The following is a 16,954-nucleotide window of genomic DNA, read 5'->3' on the forward strand; positions in this document are numbered from 1 at the left end:
TCAGCGTGCGCCGGCGGGCTGCACGGGCTTGATCTCGGGGCGGCCGGCGGCCACCCATTCCTTGTGCTGGCGGCGCGTCGCGTCGCTGGGCGGGTACAGGCCCCACAGCGCCTCGCCGGCCTGCACGCGCAGGGCCAGGTAGGCCTCGATGTCGTCGCGCTTCTCGCACAGGTCTGCCATCTCCTCGGCCAGATGCGCGGGGATCACGGTGATGTTGTCGCCGTCTCCGTGGATCACGTCGCCGGGGTACACGGCCACGCCGGCACAGCCGATCGGCACCTGCAGGTCGGCCACGTGGTGGTAGGACAGCCGCGTGGTCGCGGTCACGCCGGTGCACCAGATCGGAAAGTCCATTTCCTTCAGTTCGATGCCGTCGCGGAATGAGCCGTCGGTGACCACGCCGCGCGCGCCGCGCATCATCATGCGTGTGATGAGCATGTTGCCCATCGATGCGGCGCGGCCGTCCTTGTTGCTGTCGATCACCAGCACATGGCCGGGTTCGATCTGCTCCACGCCCACCCACTGCAGGTTGTCGGCGCTGGGCTCGGTCGTGAGGTTGCCATACATGTCGACGTCTTCCCGCGCGGGAATGAAGCGCATCGTGTAGGCCCTGCCTGCGAATGGTTTGATCTTCCTGTTCAGCGGTGTCAAGCCGTGCAGCACCGGCTGGCGAAAGCCCTTGATGTAGAGCTGCGTGGTGAGCGAACCGCTCGTGGCCTTGGCGAGGCGCTCGAGCACCGCGTCGGGCACGAACGGAGCAGGGGCACGCTGGGGAATGCTGGCCAGCGGCTTGGGCAGGGACGTCGTCATGAAGGCTGTCTCAAATGGTGGGATCGGGCGAGACCACAGGTCGTCGCAAGGGTGGAATGCTCACTGTAAGGAGACAGGTCCAAAAATAGAATGAGCCGCAACTGCGTTGCTGCCATGCGCGGCACACCCAGTACCGCTATCTGAGACAAACAGCAAACAAGGGCTTCATCACCATGGCCACCACTCCGGGCGAGGGCACCGGTGCCCTCGAAAAGGCACTCGACGTGCTCGATGCCATCGGTTCCGCGCCCGAAGGGCTGGGCCAGAGCGAGCTGGCCGAACAGCTCGACCTGCCGCGCACCACCGTCTACCGCCTGCTCGCCACATTGGTCGCGCGCGGGCTGGTGCGGCGCGATCCGCTGCGCAAGGTCTACTGCCTCGGTTTCCGCTGCTTCGAGATGGCGCGCCAGGCCTATGCCATGCCCGACCTCGTGGCGGCCGCCGCATTCGAACTGCGCGCGCTGCGCGACCTCACGGGCGAGACGAGCTACCTGGCGGCGCTCGATGGCCGCGAAGTCATCTCGCTGGAGCGCTGCGACGGCGCCCACAGCCAGCGCTCGGCCGCCGTGCTCGGCCAGCGCAAGCCAGTGCATTGCACCAGCCAGGGCAAGGCGATCCTCTCGGCCATGCCCGACGAGGCGCGCGACGCGATGGTGCGCGACGCGGTGCTGAAGCCGTTCACCTCGCTCACCATCACCGACCGGCGCCGCCTGCAGGCTGAACTGCGCATCACCCGCGCGCGCGGCTACGCCATCGACGACGAGGAGATCGTGCTCGGCGTGCGCTGCGTGGGCGCGCCGGTGGTCGATGCCGCGGGGCAGGTGCGAGGGGCGATCAGTGTGGCGGGACCGGCCTACCGGCTCACGCGCGCCCGGCTCGAGTTGCTCGGGCCCGAGGTGGCCGAGGCCGCGCGCCGTGTCGGTGCGCAGTTGCAGCCGGCTGGAACCGACCCGACGCCGAGCACCGAAGCAGCGTTGACGGCACTGCCCGGACACTGGGCGTTTCATGGCGCGCATCCGCTGTGGTCGGCCGATGGCAGCCGCTTCTGGTGGGCCGATGTGCTCGCGCCCTCGGTGCACCTCCATGCGAACGGGCAAGACCACGAGGTAGCGACGGTCGAGGCGCCCGTGGTCGCCCTGCTGCGTCATGAAGACGGCGTGATCGTGGTGCACGAGCGCGGCGTACAGCGCATCTCGGCCGACGGGCAGTCGTCGCCTTTCGAGCCATGGCTTGCGGGGCAGGTGCTCGCGGCCTGCAACGGCGAGAGCGGCACGGTCTGGGCTGCACTGGCCCTGCCCGAGGCCGGCTCCGCCATCGGCCGACTGCGCAGCGACGGCACGCTCGATGTGCAATGGCGCATGGGCGAGACAGTGCAGGCACTCGGCTGGCACGCGCAGGAGCAGACCCTTTACGCCACGGCGCCGGGCTCTGGCTCGATCCTTCGGCTTCAGACGGGACAGGGCGCGATGCGCCGCTTGGCGACCGTGCCCAAGGGATCGGGACGCGTGAGCGGGTTGGCGTTTGATGCACAGGGAGGAATCTGGACCGCGCTGTGCGACGGCTGGAGCGTCGTGCGTTTCACCGCCGATGGGCAGCTCGACCGGGTGATCGGCCTGCCGGTGCCGTGTGCGACCGACCTGGCGATCTCACCGGCTCGCGCGGGCGCTGAGCGGGAAAGGCTGGTCATCACGACCGCGCGGCACAGTGTGCCTCTCGACACGCTAACAAGCGCACCGCTGTCGGGGCGGCTGCTTGCAGTTGATATATGAACGAGTCTGCAACCAAAGATCGACTGGGGCGTGCCCAGTTGCTTGCTCAAGCCGGACTGTGCATGAACCCACTTCATACACCCAGTTGCTTGCTCATTCCGGACTGTGTTTGGTCGAGCTTGTCGGCCGCCTTGGAGAGGGAGCCCAGCTCCGCAATGCAAAGGAAATACCGCAGCGGTCGGTCGAGTGTTTCGATCGCCTTGGTATTTCTTGGCTGGTCGCTGTGTGCGTGGTCGAAATTGGCTATTTCAGTGCAGCAGAACGTATTGCCGAGTCGAGGTCGCTCCAGAGATCGTCCGCATCCTCGATGCCGACACTGAGCCGCAGAAGCGAAGGTGGAAGATGGCCCTGTCCGGGGATCGCAGCTCTTCTTTCCATCGTTGATTCCACGGCACCGAGACTTGTCGCATGGCGGATCAGCCTGACATTTTTGCAGACACCGTCAGCAAAATCAGGCCCTCCACGCATGTCGAACGAAATAATGGTTCCGAAGCCCTTGAGCACACGCTTAGCAATGGCATGCGTCGGATGCGACGGCAGGCCCGGGTACCGGACACGAGTAATCAGCGGGTGCCCTTCCAGCCGGTCCGAAAGCACCATAGCAGTTTGCTGGGCCCGCTGAAGACGAAGCGAAAGGGTTCTCGCGCCACGGATGGCAAGAAAGGCTTCGAGCGTTCCTGGTGTCGCGCCAGTCAACTCGCGGGACTTCCTGAGGGCGCGCCACAACCCGTCGTCCTTTGTCGTCGCGACCCCCGCAAGCAAGTCGGAGTGGCCGCCGATGAACTTGGTTGCCGATTGCAGAGACACCGTGGCACCGAAGTCGAGCGGCTTCTGATTCAAGGGCGTGGCGAAGGTGTTGTCCACCGCCACGATCGCTCCGGGCTTGCGTGGTGCAGCGCATATCGCCTCTAAATCCGCCACGGTCAGCAAAGGGTTTGAAGGCGATTCAAGCCAGATCAGGTCAGCGGCGGCGCAGGCACGGATCCAACCTGCTGTATCGTCCACCGCCACCCGCTGCACGGACCAGCGCTTTCTTTCGACCCCGGCCTCGGCGAGGCCTGCAACACCTTGATAGCAATCATCGGGAAGCACCACAACCGCACCAGCCTTAAGCTGGTCAAACACTGCAGCGATGGCGGCCATGCCAGAAGCGAACGCCACGGCCTGACCAGATTCGAGGCCACCCACGACATCTTCGAGTGCTTCCCAGGTAGGGGTGCCGTCGTCCCGCGAGTACTCCCGCCCGCTGCCGATGATGAAGTTTGATGCTGGGATCAGCGGCACGTTCAACGGAGCGCCGTGCTCAGAGGCACGGCCTGCCGTGACGAGCCACGATTCCAGCTTGATTGCAGAAGTGTGCTTTTCCATTCTCAGTACCTCCAGAAAATCTGTGATGCGGAACTATTGATGCGAGTTCTGAGGATCCCGTGGCCTATGCCTGGGTTGGTATCGATTTGGCTACCAACTTGCCTGCGGTGCACGGCGTTGATGATGCGGGCACGCTTCGCGCTGTACCCGGAAGCTCGCACCTGCAGCCAAGCAGACTACGCTGAGCTTGCCAGTTTGAGGCCGGCGATACCGGCAACGATGAGGCCCAGACTGACCAACCGACCAGGTGCTGCGGATTCCCCGAACAGGAAAATGCCGAGGATTGCTGTGCCGACTGCCCCGACGCCGACCCAGATGGCGTACGAGGTGCCAACGGGTAGGGACTTCATGGCGATCCCCAGCAACACGACGCTGATGACCATAGCTGCGATCGTGAAGATGCTTGGCCACAACTTGGTGAATCCATCTGTGTACTTCAGGCCGATGGCCCAGCCCACTTCAAGAAGACCGGCGACAAGCAGAAGCATCCACGCCATATGACTCTCCATTCGGCGAACCAGACGCCGCATTCGATCGACTCCGTTGCTGTTCATACGACCGCCGAAATTCAGCGGACGCAAGGTGCTGATTGGGTTACGCCAGCGAGCGGGTGCGGAATGCCGCCATCGCCGTAGCAGCGCACAACCTGTGCAATGACCACCTGGTAGCCCTTGAGCCAAAGCGCCTGGCGCTGCTTTGCAGCGATGTGGGCCGGGTGCCCAATGAGCTCCTGGAGCGCCTCCATCGTCTTCCAGTAGTACACGTTGGAGACGAGCCCTGTTGCAGGATTTTCCCAACTCTCTTCGCCGAGATAGCCGGTGATGGACCTGGCAAGCTGTGCAATGAGGTTGTCCAAGGCGTGGAACTCGTCGTCGAACTCGCCCTTTGAGAAAGTGAAGGTGGAGGTGTACATGGGTTTGTTTGTGCAGGCCTCGTCAGCTCGTTCCGCCGGCACTGCGCATCAGTCCTGCCAGTTCGTCGCGTCCGCGCGCCTCCAAGGTGTCCGCGGCGTTGAGGCGGTCGCGCGCTTCCTTGTTCTGGCTGAGCTTGGACTTGCCCACCAGCGAGGTGACGGCGATCTCTATGCCCACGATGTTGCGCACCATGCTGTCGATGTACTCGGGCGCGGAGTCGCCCATCTTCCATGGTCTTGGTTCGGCCGCCTCGTGGCGCCGCGTCAGGCGCGCGATGATGCGGCGCGCAAAGCGCTCGTCGTCATGCACGGTGAGCACGCCGTGCGCGTGCACCACCTCGTAGTTCCAGGTCGGCACCTGGCGGTGCGCCTCGTGCTTTGAGGGGTACCAATTGGGCGAGATGTAGGCCTGGGCGCCGCCGAAGACGACCATCACGGGAGTTCCCGTGGGGCAACGCTGCCACAGCGGATTGGCGCGAGCGATGTGGGCCGACAGCAAGCCATGCGTTCCCACGTCGGGATCGAACTCGAAAGGGAGGTGATCGGCGTCCAGCCCCGAGGTCCCGTGCGTGACCAGCGCGCCCAGCGAATGCTCCCGGATGATGCGATTCAGTTCCTCGGGTCTTGTTTCGGCGAAGTGCGTGGGGATGTACATCGGGGGAGGGCGGGAATGATGTGGGCAGCGGGTACTCTCGCGCGGAACTGGAACAATGGGAAGGTCCAGTTTTATTTCTTTTGCATGAACCAGTTTCGTACGCGACCGACCACGAGTTCCGGTGCCAACGGGTCCGGACGCCGCATCTACGACTTGCTGCGTTCCCAGATCGCCGACGGCACGCTCGCCGCAGGCGCGCAGGTGCCGTCCACGCGTGCCCTGGCGGCCGATCTCGGGGTGTCGCGCACCACCGTCACCGCGGCCTATGAGCAACTCGCGGCCGAGGGCTTCCTCGCCACTTCGGCCGGTCGCGTTGCCCGCGTCGCGAGTCCGCTGGCTGCGGCCGCACAATCCACCGCGAAGCTGAAACGACGAATCGAGATTGCGCCGGCGGTCTCGGCGTTCGGCCGCCGCGTGGCGGCGATCGACATGCCCGGGCTTGCTCCTGCGGAACCTTGTCGCATCGACTTCCTCTACGGCGCGGTCGCTTCTCGCGATTTTCCGGCACTGGCCTGGCGGCGTGCCTACCAGGCTGAACTGCTGCGCCATCAACGTAGGCTCTACTACGTTGCGCCCGAAGGCGACGCATCGCTGCGACGTTCGCTGCAGGGGTACCTCCGGCGCGCGCGGGGCCTCGCCTGCGATGCCGAGCAGATCCTAGTGGTGCACGGCTCGCAGCAGGCCATCGACTTGTGTGCGCGGCTTCTGCTTGATCCCGGCGACACCTTCGTTTTCGAGGAGCCCGGCTACCTGATGGCACGCCGGTGTTTCGAGGCCACGGGCGCCGAGGCCTTGGCGATACCGGTGGACGCCCATGGCCTGGACACGGCCAGGCTGCCAAAAGACGAGCGCGCACGCCTGGCCTATGTGACGCCATCGCACCAGTTTCCGCTCGGAGGTGTGCTGCCCATCGGCCGGCGTCTGGAACTGCTTCGTTGGGCACGAACACACCGCACCTGGGTCGTCGAGGACGATTACGACGGGGAGTTTCGCTATGGCCAGCGCCCGATCGACGCGTTGCAGTCGATCGATACCGAAGGTCGCGTGATCTACATCGGCACCTTCTCCAAGGCGCTGTCGCCGCAGCTTCGGCTGGGCTACCTGGTGCTGCCTCCTGAATTGGTGCCGGTGTTCCGGCAGGCCAAGCGGTTGGCCGACCGCCATGCGCCCGTGCTGGAGCAGCGTGTGCTGGCGTCGTTGATCGACAGCGGCGCCTACGAGCGTCACGTGCGGCGCACGCGCCGCGAGCACGAACGCCGACGGGCGGCGCTGCTCGATGCCATTGCGCGCCACCTGCCTGCCAGCGCCACGGTCATCGGCGCGGCGGCCGGCCTGCATGTGGTGCTCTGGCTGCCGTTCCTGCGGCCTCAGGACGAGCCTGCGCTCGCGGCTGCTGTTCGCGCCAAGGGCGTGGGCGTCTATTCGGTGTCGCCTCTGTTCGCCAAGCCGCAATCGCGCATGCAACCCCGGCCGGCCGGACTGATCCTGGGATATGCCAGCCTATCGGTGGGGGAGATCGATCAGGGAATACGCGTTCTCGCAGCGGTGATCGCCGAGCAGGGGTCCGAAGCCGCACGTAGCCGCTAAGGCAAAGCGGGCAAGCGCCGAAGCTCCCGATACAGCGTCGCGCGGCTGATGCCCAGCCGGCGCGCGGCTCCGTCCTTGTCGCCGGCGGTCTCCGCGAGCGTCTTCTGTATGCAGGCATCGCGCTCGCGATCAAGTTAGCGGCTGCCGGAAACGCCTACGCCAAGGCGCGAAGGCAATCCGAATTTTGCGGATTCTTGAGTGACCTGCGCGCGTAGTATTCGAAGGCTATTGTGTTTCGTTTCGGACGCAGAACCCAGTCATGGGCCTCAGCTCCGAGCGAAGGATCGATGGGCTTGATCTCACCAGCGCCGTTGGCAAGCAACTGCATGCGCGCTGCTCGTTCAAACGCGATCGCAAGCACGCATGCTTCCTCAACCGTGGAACCAGCAATCAAGAGCCCATGATGAGAAAGAAGCAGCGCGCGCTTCTTTCCCAGGGCCGCGGCGATGAACTCACCTTCTTCGTTGCCTACCGGGATACCCGGCCAGTTGGCAACGAACGCGACATCGTCATACAGCACACAGTTGTCCATGTGCGATATCAGCAGAGGCTGCTCCAACATACCTAAGGCGGCTGTGTGAACAGCGTGAGTATGGATGATGCAATTCACGTCCGGACGTGCTCGGTACACCCAGGAGTGGAAGCGATTGGCTGGGTTTGGCATTCCATCGCCTTCGAGCACATTCAAGTCTTCGTCGACCAATAGAAGATTGTCCTCCGAGATTTCGTCGAACCCCAGTCCCAGCCGTTGTGTATAGAACTCGCCCGGCGTCCCCGTGCGAGCAGTGATCTGGCCCGCAAGCCCAGAGTCATGTCCGTTGTCGAAGAGAATTCGACACGTCAACGCAAGCTTCTGCCGAAGCGAGTAAGGGCTGTCCTCAAATTGTTGATCCATACGTCGAGTCGACTGCGAAACAAGTGTCGACTTGTCGAGTGCAAAGGTATCTAGTCTTGTGTTCATAGACTTAAGGCCTTTCTTGAGTGGAGTGGTTTCTCTCAGGCTCGGCCGGAAACAGCGCCTGATATCCTGGCAGGGCTTCGATTCTCCGCAGCCAGGCGCGGACAGATGGGGACGATTCCAATGCGATGCCACCCATTGGTGCCATGCAGGTATAAGGATAGAGTGCCACGTCCGCAATGCTTGGCGCGTTTGACGTTGCGATCCAGCCATGCGCGCTTTGGCGATCAAGTTGGCGCTCCATCAGTTCCAGGGCGCGTTTTGCTTGCTCGGCATGGCGCGTGAACTCCTCTGACATCGGATCGCGATCTCGATGCAGCGCCAGGTGCAACCGTAGCTGCGCGAGCGGCTTCATGTGATGCTCCTGTTCGAAGGACATCCAACTCAGTACCCTGGCTTGTGTCTGGCAGTCGGCTGGCCACCACGTCGTACCCTGCGCGAGGTAAAAGAGAATGGACATCGATTCGGCGAGATGGCTGCCATCGGGCAGTTCCAAGACCGGTACTTGTCCAAGTGGCGCAATCGCTTGAAAGGCCGGTTGCTTCAGGTCGCCGCGATCTATGGAGAGCGTGCGGCGTTCAAGTGGAATGTCCAAGAGGCTTGCCAGCAGTCTCACTTTCCATGCGTTTCCCGAGCGCAGTGTGTCGTAGAGGATCATCGTGTCTGGACTCGGTTGGCTATTGGCATTTCAATCAAGCTGCGTACCTGCGGCTTGAATGACCTTGGCCCATTTGCCTGTCTCGCTACGTACGTGCGCGTCGTACGCAGCCACGCCGGATGGCATGGTCTCTATCCCCATGTCCGCCAATCGCTTTGCCAAGTTGGGACGCTTCAGCGCGCGGGCGAGCGCTTCGCCAAGGACCTTCACGTGGTCCTTGGACAAACCGGGAGGTCCCACGAGCGCATTCCACGAGCCAATCTGAAATTCCGCCAAGCCCTGCTCCGCGCTGGTTGCGACGTCGGGCGCCGCCGCATTTCGAGTGCTGGCAGCGATCGCGAGCATCTTCAGGCGCCCGGCCTTCGCCTGAGGCTGGATCACCGGTATTGCGTCGATGACCAATTGCACTTGGCCGCCAATCGCTGCGTTCACAGCCTCGGCGCCGCTCTTGAACGCCACGTGAACAATGTTCGTCTTTGTGGTCAGCTTGAAGAGTTCTATGCCCAGATGGGGAGAACTGCCGTTCCCCGCCGATCCGAAATTGAGTGCTCCCGGATGAGACTTTGCGTACTTCACCAACGTCTGCAGGTTGTCAACGCCATCGATGCCGGCTGCCGCCATTACATATGGAGAGTTACTCACTAGCGACACCGGAGTCAGCGCAGCCGGATCGTAGTTCAGTCTTCGGTACAACATCTTGTTTACCACCTGAGTCCCCACGGTGCCAAGCATGAGGGTGTAGCCGTCCGGCTGCGCCTGCGCCAGCGACTGCGCAGCGATCGAACCACCTGCGCCAGGCTTGTTGTCGACGATGACCTGCTGCTTGAGTTCCTCGCCCAAATACTGTGCGACAAGACGTCCCGAGACGTCTGTAATGCCGCCTGCGCCAAAGGGAATGATCAGCCTGATTGGCTTGGCCGGGTAGGACTGGGCTGCCACAGGCTCAGGCCATGAAAGCAGTGCGGCAACCAAGCAAAAGCCAAGGACACTTAGTTCGCGGATCCGCGGGCGCAGCGACATACCATACCCCTTCTATTGAGCGAGTCAGGTCGGCTCCGAGGGGCGGTTCGCGCTCTCCTCGAAGAAACATGTTTATTATAGGACACTTGTGTCCTCGACGGGAAGCGATGTCGCTGAAACTTAAGTTGTTACGTTTACAGGCTGGGCTGACGCTCGAAGAACTGGCGCGCGCTACTGATCTCACAAAGAGCTACGTATCCAAGCTGGAGCGAGGCCTCTCGACGCCATCCATTGGTGCCGGGTTGAAGCTCGCGAGAGTGTTGGGCGTGACGGCGGAAGAGTTGTTTTCAGAGGCTCTGGATGATGATTCGGTTGCAATTCGGCGCGCGCCAAACCGTCGCGATGCATCCCCACAGCCGCCCCGTGTCATTACCGGCGCGCTGCCGAACCACAAAATGATTGGGTTCGTCGTGACGCCTGGCGATCAGTCCGTACGCGACCACCCGATGAGCCATCATCGGGGCGAAGAGCTTCTGTATGTCCTCAAGGGCAGCATCAGTTTTCGCTTGGCACGTCGTGTTGAGACGCTGCATGCGGGTGATAGCGTGCACTTCAACGCGGGCATCCCCCATAAGATCACGTCTATCGGAGAGCGGCCGGCTCTGGTGCTCCTCGTAGTAGCTCAAGAGGAATGATCCTGCTGGATGCTTGAGAGTTTTATAGGACACAAAGTGTCCTATAATGACGTTCCCTTATCAGACCGGCTGGAAGCCGTTATCAAGGAGCGTCTTACATGCTTGCGGCAGTCGCCCACCAACCGCAGCTCGGTGATCGGAAGGGCTTTCCTATCGCCGACATTTCGGTCTCATGCGCAGGAGGCATTTGCGGTGCATGCCGTACACGCTGGATCGAGGGGCCGCCGATCCATCGCGACCGCGCCCTGAGTCCTCAGGAACGTGCGCACGAGGGGATCGTGTGCGTTGCGGAGTGTGCAGGATCGCGCCTCGTGCTCGATTTGTAGGTCCGGGCTTTGGAGATCAGCAAGCGTGCTGTGCCGGACCTGGTCGGGACGATGGTCGACATAGTCGTGCCAGAATCGGGCCCCACAGCAATTTCCGGTGGGTTTCGGCCAGCAGATCAGCCTGCCGTGGACCCGTTCAAGGCCTTGGCACTACATCTCAAATACCTGCGCGTCCAAAGCGGACTGACACTAGAAAATCTGGCTCGGGATTCGGGGCTGACGCGCAGCTATTTATCGAAGATCGAGCGTGGCGTTTCTACGCCGTCGATCGAGTCCGCACTTAATATCGCCAAGGCGCTGGGTGTGACGGTGGACCGGCTCTTCGGGCAACAGCCGGAGCAAGACGTCGTTTCGATCGTCCGGGGCAATGGATCCATTGCGGGAGATCCCACGACGCATCTCTCGCTGGTCGCGGGCCTTCGCAACGACCGCGTGATGCGGGCATTCATCGTGCGGCCCGGAAAAACCCAGAAGCGCGGTCGGATCATGAGTCATCATGAAGGGGAAGAAATTCTCTTCGTTCTGACCGGCCATATCGAAATGCAGATCGGAGCACGCAAGGAGCGCCTGGAGCCCGGCGATTGCGTGCAGTTCGATTCCACGATTCCGCACAAGCTGACCGCGCTCACTGACGAGGCGGCCTCTGCGCTTGTCGTGATTGCCGCGACCACATAGGTATGGAATAGGCGCGGTTCGGCGCGGCTGCTGGACCTTGTCGCGGCTTTTTCTTTGACTCGCAGCCTCAGCCAGGCGGCGGTGTCAGCACCCCGTCAGAGGAGAATCGCTTCAGGGTTGGCGCCGTTTTCAGGGCTGCCCCGGTGAGCTGCTGCACGGATTCAAGCGATGCGCCCTCGAAAAGCGCCTGCACGACGAATCCGTCGCAGGTGACGTCAATGATCGCGAGGTTTGTGAATACCTTGGCCACAACCCCCACCGCCGTCAGCGGCAAGGTGCAACGCTCGACTAGGCGCGGCTGAGCTTCGCGGGTGGTGTGCTCCATCATCACCCATATCTGCTTCGCCCCTACGGCAAGATCGATGGCTCCGCCGATCGCCGGAGGCGCACCGTGCAGATCGCCAGTGGTCCAGTTGGCCAGGTCTCCGTGCTGGGAAACTTGGAATGCACCCAGGATTGCGATGTCAAGGTGCCCACCGCGCATCATCGAGAACGACAGGCTCGAGTCGAAGAAGGACCCGCCACAGGCGAGGGTAACGGGCATCTTCCCGGCATTGATCAGGTCCAGGTCTTCTTGTCCCTCGGCCGGCTTGGGCCCGACGTTGAGAATACCGTTCTCGCTGTGAAGCATGACCGAGGTATCGGAAGGAAGATAGTCTGCGACGCTTGTCGGCGCTCCGATGCCGAGGTTGACGAACCCTTCCTTGGGAAGCTGGTTGGCAACCAGGCGTGCGAGTTCCAGTCTGGATAACGAGTTCATGCTTGCCTCGAGAGAAATACGCGGTCAACAAAGATGCAGGGGGTAACGATGCCTTCGGGGTCGAGCTCGCCGGGTTCCAGGAGTTCGTCGACCTCTACTGCGACCACCTCACCGGCGGTAGCCATCACGACCGAGTGATTGCGCGCCGTCTTGTTGTAGTTCAGGTTGCCGAGGGCATCGGCCTGGCGGCCCTTCAGCAGCGAAAATTGAGCGCGCAACGGTGTCTCCAGCAGGAACTCGCGGCCGTCGACCACGACCTTTTGCTTGCCCTTTTCGAACACGGTACCCACGCCCGTCGGCGTCAGAAATCCCCCAAGGCCTGCGCCGCCGGCCCTTATGCGCTCGACCAGTGTGCCCTGCGGAACCAGCTCGAGTTCGACCTCGCCGGCCCGGTATTGTTCGGCGAACACGTCCGCACTTCGCGGATAGGAACAGATGATCTTCCTGACGATGCGCGCGCCGAACCACAGTGAGAGGTCCTGGCCGCCGGAGCCTGCATTGTTGGAGATGACGGTCAGTTCGCGCACTCCCAAGTCCAGGACGGCCTTGATCATTCCGCGCGGAACACCCGCGCCGCCGAACCCCCCGACCATCACCGTGTCTCCGTCGCGCAAACCACCGACGGCGGTGTGCGCATCCTTGACGATCACATTCCTCATGGATGAAATTCCTTCTGCACGGGCGAACACCCGTATTCCTTTGCCAAGCCCTTGGCTATTCGGTCAAGCAACATCTGGTTGGTCCCGTCGCCGAATGCCGCCAGCCGCGTTTCGCTCGACAGCATGGCGAGGCGGTGATCGGCGCTCGCCCCGGCGGCGCCCATTGCACGCTGGCACTGGTCAAGTGCCCAGACAGCAACGTCGACTGCGAACTTTTTGGCTTGTGCAGCCAGGGTCAGCGCCGCAGTTCCGGCTTGCACGGCGATTGCTGCGCGCAGGACGAGCGCATTGGCCGCTTCCAGACGCAGGGATACCTCTGCAAGTTCCCATCCGAAGCCCTGGTGCCCGAGCAGTGGTTTGCCGAAGGCCTGCCTTGTCCCGGCATAGCCAACCGCTTCCGACAAGGCAGCCCTGGCAGAAGCCACGCACATGGCCGCGACGTGAACGCGCGCTGCATTGACCGATGCCATGGAAGATTTGAGCGCTTGCCCGGGCTGGATGAAGAGGCACCAGTCAGGAACGAAGTGATCCTGGAAGATCAGGCACGACAGCCGGAAGGATCGGGCGCCCGGCATGACGAGCTCTTCCCTGCGAAGCGTCGGTCCGTCGGTGAGCGGCACCAGAAAAGAGGCAATATCGCCGGCTTCCGCGCCGACAGGATCAACTCTCGCCAGCAGGTTCGCAGACTGGATGATCAAACCGTTGGTGACCCACGACTTCGTGCCGCTGATCAACCATCCGCCGTCCACCCGCTGTGCCTTTGTCTTCAATGTCCCCAGGTCGCTCCCGCCGTCAGGTTCCGACATGGCCGCGGCACACAGCGTCCGTCCGCTCAGCATGCCATCGAGAAACTCGGCGCGTTGCTTCTCGGAGCCAGATCGCGCAACGCGTGTCACGGAGCCTTGCAAGTTGTTGATCGCAAAAGCAGCTGCAAATCCATGTTCCGCCATCGTCTGCGCGATGCGGACTTTGCAAAGAAAAGACGCATCGTGGCCGCCAAAGTCCCTTGGAACCTGAAGTCCCAGGAAGCCTTCCTTTGCCCACCGGTGGATCCATGAAACATCGTAGGCGCGACCCTGCGTGTGGGATTCCAGCAGGTGAGCATTGAATTCGCCGCGACAGAAGTCGCCTGCGGCTCCCACGAGCGCACGCTCTTCAGCGGACAGCCTCTGGTCGTAGAGGTCGTAGAAGCTCATCGGAATCGGATGCTCTCTGGTTGGTTGCTCAGCGAGCCAGGGGTGTCTTCAACGATTTCGCCCAGTCGTTCCAGAACACGATCTCCTTGGCCACTTGCTTGGTGTACAGATCGGGTGTCGACTCCTTCACCGGAACGGCACCGAGTGATTCCAGCTGCGTGAGGAAGTCGGGACTCGTTACCACCTTGTCGAGCGCGGCCGCAATCTTCTGGACGATTGCGCTCGGCATGCCGGCAGGAGCTGCAATGCCGAACCAAGGGGAAAGGTCGACTGGCTTGCTGCCGGCTTCCTGGATGGTCGGAAGATCCGGGAATGCGGGCGAGCGCTCCGGCGCGGCGACCGCAAGGGCCTTGATCTTTCCGGCGCGGATGTGCTGGGCGACTGTCGCCTCGGTGAAGAAGCCGACCTGCACCACGCCCGCCATGAGGTCGGTGATGGGTTGCGCGCCGCCCTTGTAGTTCACAAAGGTCAGTTGCGTGCCGTTGCGCGCGTCGAAGAGCGTGCCGCCGATATGCGACGTAGCGCCGAACGTGCCTCCGAAGTTCAGTTTTCCGGGGTTCGCCTTGGCAAAGGCGATGAGTTCCTTGATGCTGTTGACCGGCACGTCGGGATTCACAACGACCAGATTGCGCTGCTTGGCGACATTCCTGATATAGGTGAAGTCCTTGACTTGGTCATAAGGCAGGCCCGGATTCAGGGCTTGCCCTCGCGTTTGCGAGGACTCGACAGCAACAAGCAGGGTGTAACCGTCCGGCTTCGACTTGGCTACGGCGTCGGCGCCGATGACGCCGCCGGCGCCGGCGCGGTTGTCAATGATGACCGTGCTATTGAGTTCCTTACCGAGGGCCTGTGCGATGACGCGGGCAATGATGTCCGTGGGCCCCCCGGGGGGGAAGCCCGCAACAAGCTTGATCGGCTTCGACGGATACGGTTCGTCCGCCAGCGCGGGTGCGATAGCCAGGCAGGCGAGGCCGGTGGCGACAAGCCATTTTCTGATGGAGTTGAGCTTCATTGGGCTTCCTTCTGCAAAGGTGAGGAGGTGACGGAAGTATTGAGGTCAAGGACACATTGTGTCAACTAGGACTCATACTAGGGTTGTCGAGCAAGAGTTGGGCCCGCCATGAAACTGGCGAGATCGATGATTTCCATGTTCATTCCTCCATGATGAAGCGCAAATTGCACAGGGAGAGGGCGCGTGTGGGCTGATCTGGTGCGATTCTTGTAGGTGTGCGCCCCGCATGGAGAAACCGGTAGCTACTTTCTAGACGATCGGTCTAGAATTGCCGAATGAATGAAAAACCCAAGGTGGCCGTGACGCGCGGCCGAAGGCCGTCGCCGGCGTATGCGGCAACACGCGATGTACTGATCCGATGCGGGATGGAGCTGCTCACCGAGCAGGGCTTCAGTTCGACGGGCCTGGATGCCGTGCTGAAGCGGGCGACCGTGCCCAAAGGCTCGTTCTATCACTACTTCGCGAACAAGGACGCGTTCGGAGCGGCCGTGATGGACGCCTATGACGACTACTTCAAACGCAAGCTCGATCGATGGCTGTTGAACCAGGAACGCGAACCACTTGATCGACTTGCCGACTTCATCGCCGATGCATCCAGAGGCATGCGCAAGCACCGCTTCACACGGGGATGCTTGGTCGGCAACCTGAGCCAGGAACTGGGTGCTCTCCCTGCGGATTTCCGTGAACGCCTCGATGCCATTCTTGTCGGCTGGCAGGAGCGGGTGGCGCGCTGCCTCAAGGAGGCTCAGGTCGCAGGAACCATCTCGGCAACGCTGAATGTCGAACAGCTCGCCGAGTTCTTCTGGATCGCCTGGGAGGGAGCCGTGCTTAGAGCCAGGCTGGTGCAGTCGGACCGGCCCCTGGTGACTTTCATCGAGGCTTTCCTGTCCAGCCTGGGTGTATGCGCTCAGGCTGCCCCCCGCAATGCAGCGGATCACTAATCTCTTGTTGGAGAAAGAACATGTTCAAAGGCATCGTTGTGGAAAAGGACGCCGAAGGCTACCGAGCCTCGCTCGGTGAGATCGATGAGAGCCGCCTGCCTGCTGGCGACGTCACGGTCCGCATCGAATACAGCACCCTGAACTACAAGGACGGGCTGGCCATCACAGGAAAGGGACCGGTTGTCCGGAGCTTTCCGATGGTTCCGGGCATCGACTTCGCAGGGGTGGTGGAGCAGAGCGACCACCCCGAATTCAAGGCTGGCGACCCCGTGGTGCTCAACGGCTGGGGAGTCGGCGAGACGCACTGGGGCGGGCTCGCACAGCGAGCGCGCGTGAAGGGCGACTGGTTGATTTCGCTTCCTAAGCGTTTCAGCGCCAGGGACGCCATGGCAATCGGTACCGCCGGGTATACCGCGATGCTGTGCGTGATGGCCTTGGAGTGGCACGGGCTCAAGGCGACGGATGGGCCGGTGCTCGTGACGGGTGCCAACGGCGGCGTGGGAAGCGTTGCAATCGCTCTGCTGGCCAAGCTCGGGTACAAGGTCACCGCGTCCACGGGGCGGCTCGATGAGGCCGACTATCTTCGGCGGCTCGGCGCCAGCGACGTGATCGATCGCAGGGAGTTGAGCGAACCGGGCAAGCCGCTGCAGAAGGAGCGCTGGATCGCCGCCGTGGACTCTGTCGGCAGCCACACGCTGGCCAACGTTTGCGCGCAACTTCGCTACAACGGGGTGGTCGCTGCCTGTGGCATGGCACAAGGCCTTGACCTGCCTGCCTCGGTTGCACCTTTCATTCTTCGCGGTGTGAGCCTGATGGGTATCGATAGTGTGATGCGTCCAAAGGCAGATCGCGTCGCGGCCTGGGAGCGGCTGGCGCGGGACCTGCATGGCCCGATCCTGGACGACATTGCGGGCGAGATCCCACTGGCGCAGTCGGTCGAAGCTGCCGCGAAGCTCATGCGGGGTGAGATCCGGGGCCGCCTCGTTGTCAACGTGAACGCGTAGAGCAGGGC

20 protein-coding genes and 1 pseudogene are annotated in these 16,954 nt (G+C 62.5%); 7 read left to right on the plus strand and 14 right to left on the minus strand.

Annotated elements, in window-relative coordinates; genetic code table 11:
- Positions 1–810, minus strand: a complete 810-nt coding sequence (locus QFZ47_RS20380) for an RraA family protein (protein WP_307657349.1) — start codon at positions 808–810, stop codon at positions 1–3.
- A 173-nt stretch (positions 811–983) separates the two neighbouring features.
- Between QFZ47_RS20380 and QFZ47_RS20385 the strand changes: the two genes are divergently transcribed.
- Positions 984–2,579, plus strand: coding sequence for an IclR family transcriptional regulator domain-containing protein (locus QFZ47_RS20385; protein WP_307657350.1), 1,596 nt, complete (start codon positions 984–986; stop codon positions 2,577–2,579).
- An 82-nt stretch (positions 2,580–2,661) separates the two neighbouring features.
- Here the strand turns inward: QFZ47_RS20385 and QFZ47_RS20390 are convergent.
- The 5 genes and pseudogenes from QFZ47_RS20390 to QFZ47_RS20410 all read right to left on the minus strand — a co-directional run.
- Positions 2,662–2,775 (minus strand): annotated as a pseudogene (locus tag QFZ47_RS20390) (helix-turn-helix domain-containing protein); the annotation flags it as partial.
- 47 nt (positions 2,776–2,822) lie between these two features.
- The gene (locus QFZ47_RS20395) at positions 2,823–3,947 is read right to left on the minus strand and encodes a trans-sulfuration enzyme family protein (protein ID WP_307657351.1); all 1,125 of its coding nucleotides are present in this window, start codon (positions 3,945–3,947) and stop codon (positions 2,823–2,825) included.
- A gap of 176 nt (positions 3,948–4,123) precedes the next feature.
- Positions 4,124–4,444 (minus strand): quaternary ammonium compound efflux SMR transporter SugE, encoded by a 321-nt coding sequence (sugE, locus tag QFZ47_RS20400; protein WP_307658978.1) that lies wholly within the window; start codon positions 4,442–4,444, stop codon positions 4,124–4,126.
- A 71-nt stretch (positions 4,445–4,515) separates the two neighbouring features.
- Positions 4,516–4,860 carry an antibiotic biosynthesis monooxygenase family protein gene (locus tag QFZ47_RS20405; RefSeq protein ID WP_307657352.1) on the minus strand — a complete coding sequence of 115 codons (345 nt, stop codon included), beginning with the start codon at positions 4,858–4,860 and terminating at the stop codon, positions 4,516–4,518.
- Between the two features lie 22 nt (positions 4,861–4,882).
- A complete protein-coding gene (locus QFZ47_RS20410; RefSeq protein ID WP_307657353.1) occupies positions 4,883–5,515 on the minus strand; it encodes an FMN-binding negative transcriptional regulator in 633 nt (210 codons plus the stop codon).
- A gap of 84 nt (positions 5,516–5,599) precedes the next feature.
- Here QFZ47_RS20410 and pdxR point away from each other — a divergent pair, with 84 nt between their 5' ends.
- Positions 5,600–7,102, plus strand: coding sequence for a MocR-like pyridoxine biosynthesis transcription factor PdxR (gene pdxR, locus QFZ47_RS20415; RefSeq protein ID WP_307657355.1), 1,503 nt, complete (start codon positions 5,600–5,602; stop codon positions 7,100–7,102).
- Here the strand turns inward: pdxR and QFZ47_RS20420 are convergent.
- From QFZ47_RS20420 to QFZ47_RS20435, 4 genes are read right to left on the minus strand one after another with little or no spacing between them, the layout of a single operon-like run.
- Positions 7,099–7,212, minus strand: a complete 114-nt coding sequence (locus QFZ47_RS20420; RefSeq protein WP_307658979.1) for a helix-turn-helix domain-containing protein — start codon at positions 7,210–7,212, stop codon at positions 7,099–7,101. The two genes, pdxR and QFZ47_RS20420, sit on opposite strands and share 4 nt — an antisense overlap.
- Positions 7,213–7,256: 44 nt before the next feature.
- Positions 7,257–8,063 carry an aldolase gene (locus tag QFZ47_RS20425; protein ID WP_307657356.1) on the minus strand — a complete coding sequence of 269 codons (807 nt, stop codon included), beginning with the start codon at positions 8,061–8,063 and terminating at the stop codon, positions 7,257–7,259.
- Between the two features lie 4 nt (positions 8,064–8,067).
- The gene (locus tag QFZ47_RS20430) at positions 8,068–8,718 is read right to left on the minus strand and encodes a glutathione S-transferase family protein (RefSeq protein WP_307657357.1); all 651 of its coding nucleotides are present in this window, start codon (positions 8,716–8,718) and stop codon (positions 8,068–8,070) included.
- 30 nt (positions 8,719–8,748) lie between these two features.
- Positions 8,749–9,738, minus strand: coding sequence for a Bug family tripartite tricarboxylate transporter substrate binding protein (locus QFZ47_RS20435; protein ID WP_307657358.1), 990 nt, complete (start codon positions 9,736–9,738; stop codon positions 8,749–8,751).
- 107 nt (positions 9,739–9,845) lie between these two features.
- Between QFZ47_RS20435 and QFZ47_RS20440 the strand changes: the two genes are divergently transcribed.
- The 3 genes from QFZ47_RS20440 (at position 9,846) to QFZ47_RS20445 (ending at position 11,374) form a co-directional block, all read left to right on the plus strand.
- Positions 9,846–10,373, plus strand: a complete 528-nt coding sequence (locus QFZ47_RS20440; RefSeq protein WP_307657359.1) for an XRE family transcriptional regulator — start codon at positions 9,846–9,848, stop codon at positions 10,371–10,373.
- Positions 10,374–10,471: 98 nt separating this feature from the next.
- Complete coding sequence (locus QFZ47_RS28910; protein WP_370880598.1) at positions 10,472–10,699, plus strand: 2Fe-2S iron-sulfur cluster-binding protein; 228 nt, start codon at positions 10,472–10,474, stop codon at positions 10,697–10,699.
- Between the two features lie 126 nt (positions 10,700–10,825).
- Entirely contained in the window at positions 10,826–11,374 is a 549-nt protein-coding gene (locus QFZ47_RS20445; protein ID WP_307657360.1) for a helix-turn-helix domain-containing protein, read from the plus strand.
- 67 nt (positions 11,375–11,441) lie between these two features.
- Here QFZ47_RS20445 and QFZ47_RS20450 read toward each other — a convergent pair whose 3' ends face one another.
- From QFZ47_RS20450 to QFZ47_RS20465, 4 genes are read right to left on the minus strand one after another with little or no spacing between them, the layout of a single operon-like run.
- On the minus strand, positions 11,442–12,134 hold the full coding sequence (locus QFZ47_RS20450; RefSeq protein WP_307657361.1) for a 3-oxoacid CoA-transferase subunit B: 693 nt from the start codon (positions 12,132–12,134) through the stop codon (positions 11,442–11,444).
- Complete coding sequence (locus QFZ47_RS20455) at positions 12,131–12,793, minus strand: CoA transferase subunit A (RefSeq protein WP_307657362.1); 663 nt, start codon at positions 12,791–12,793, stop codon at positions 12,131–12,133. Before QFZ47_RS20455 ends, QFZ47_RS20450 begins: the two co-directional genes overlap by 4 nt.
- Positions 12,790–13,989 carry an acyl-CoA dehydrogenase family protein gene (locus QFZ47_RS20460; RefSeq protein WP_307657363.1) on the minus strand — a complete coding sequence of 400 codons (1,200 nt, stop codon included), beginning with the start codon at positions 13,987–13,989 and terminating at the stop codon, positions 12,790–12,792. Before QFZ47_RS20460 ends, QFZ47_RS20455 begins: the two co-directional genes overlap by 4 nt.
- A 28-nt stretch (positions 13,990–14,017) precedes the next feature.
- Positions 14,018–15,001 (minus strand): Bug family tripartite tricarboxylate transporter substrate binding protein, encoded by a 984-nt coding sequence (locus QFZ47_RS20465; protein ID WP_307657364.1) that lies wholly within the window; start codon positions 14,999–15,001, stop codon positions 14,018–14,020.
- 275 nt (positions 15,002–15,276) lie between these two features.
- On the opposite strand from QFZ47_RS20465, the gene acuR reads away from it, so the two are divergent.
- Positions 15,277–15,942 carry an acrylate utilization transcriptional regulator AcuR gene (gene acuR / locus QFZ47_RS20470; protein ID WP_307657365.1) on the plus strand — a complete coding sequence of 222 codons (666 nt, stop codon included), beginning with the start codon at positions 15,277–15,279 and terminating at the stop codon, positions 15,940–15,942.
- Between the two features lie 20 nt (positions 15,943–15,962).
- Entirely contained in the window at positions 15,963–16,946 is a 984-nt protein-coding gene (acuI, locus tag QFZ47_RS20475; protein WP_307657366.1) for an acrylyl-CoA reductase (NADPH), read from the plus strand.
- Positions 16,947–16,954: the final 8 nt, after the last annotated feature.

The organism is Variovorax paradoxus, from assembly GCF_030815975.1.
Classification (GTDB): domain Bacteria; phylum Pseudomonadota; class Gammaproteobacteria; order Burkholderiales; family Burkholderiaceae_C; genus Variovorax; species Variovorax paradoxus_N.

Coding starts and splice junctions, on each gene's coding strand:
- QFZ47_RS20455 (WP_307657362.1), bottom strand. CDS start 12,793: ATGAGGAATGTGATCGTCAAGGATGCGCACACCGCCGTCGGTGGTTTG.
- QFZ47_RS20410 (WP_307657353.1), bottom strand. CDS start 5,515: ATGTACATCCCCACGCACTTCGCCGAAACAAGACCCGAGGAACTGAAT.
- QFZ47_RS20380 (WP_307657349.1), bottom strand. CDS start 810: ATGACGACGTCCCTGCCCAAGCCGCTGGCCAGCATTCCCCAGCGTGCC.
- QFZ47_RS20435 (WP_307657358.1), bottom strand. CDS start 9,738: ATGTCGCTGCGCCCGCGGATCCGCGAACTAAGTGTCCTTGGCTTTTGC.
- QFZ47_RS20460 (WP_307657363.1), bottom strand. CDS start 13,989: ATGAGCTTCTACGACCTCTACGACCAGAGGCTGTCCGCTGAAGAGCGT.
- QFZ47_RS20425 (WP_307657356.1), bottom strand. CDS start 8,063: ATGAACACAAGACTAGATACCTTTGCACTCGACAAGTCGACACTTGTT.
- acuI (WP_307657366.1), top strand. CDS start 15,963: ATGTTCAAAGGCATCGTTGTGGAAAAGGACGCCGAAGGCTACCGAGCC.
- pdxR (WP_307657355.1), top strand. CDS start 5,600: ATGAACCAGTTTCGTACGCGACCGACCACGAGTTCCGGTGCCAACGGG.
- QFZ47_RS20405 (WP_307657352.1), bottom strand. CDS start 4,860: ATGTACACCTCCACCTTCACTTTCTCAAAGGGCGAGTTCGACGACGAG.
- QFZ47_RS28910 (WP_370880598.1), top strand. CDS start 10,472: ATGCTTGCGGCAGTCGCCCACCAACCGCAGCTCGGTGATCGGAAGGGC.
- sugE (WP_307658978.1), bottom strand. CDS start 4,444: ATGGCGTGGATGCTTCTGCTTGTCGCCGGTCTTCTTGAAGTGGGCTGG.
- QFZ47_RS20430 (WP_307657357.1), bottom strand. CDS start 8,718: ATGATCCTCTACGACACACTGCGCTCGGGAAACGCATGGAAAGTGAGA.
- acuR (WP_307657365.1), top strand. CDS start 15,277: ATGAATGAAAAACCCAAGGTGGCCGTGACGCGCGGCCGAAGGCCGTCG.
- QFZ47_RS20465 (WP_307657364.1), bottom strand. CDS start 15,001: ATGAAGCTCAACTCCATCAGAAAATGGCTTGTCGCCACCGGCCTCGCC.
- QFZ47_RS20450 (WP_307657361.1), bottom strand. CDS start 12,134: ATGAACTCGTTATCCAGACTGGAACTCGCACGCCTGGTTGCCAACCAG.
- QFZ47_RS20395 (WP_307657351.1), bottom strand. CDS start 3,947: ATGGAAAAGCACACTTCTGCAATCAAGCTGGAATCGTGGCTCGTCACG.
- QFZ47_RS20440 (WP_307657359.1), top strand. CDS start 9,846: ATGTCGCTGAAACTTAAGTTGTTACGTTTACAGGCTGGGCTGACGCTC.
- QFZ47_RS20385 (WP_307657350.1), top strand. CDS start 984: ATGGCCACCACTCCGGGCGAGGGCACCGGTGCCCTCGAAAAGGCACTC.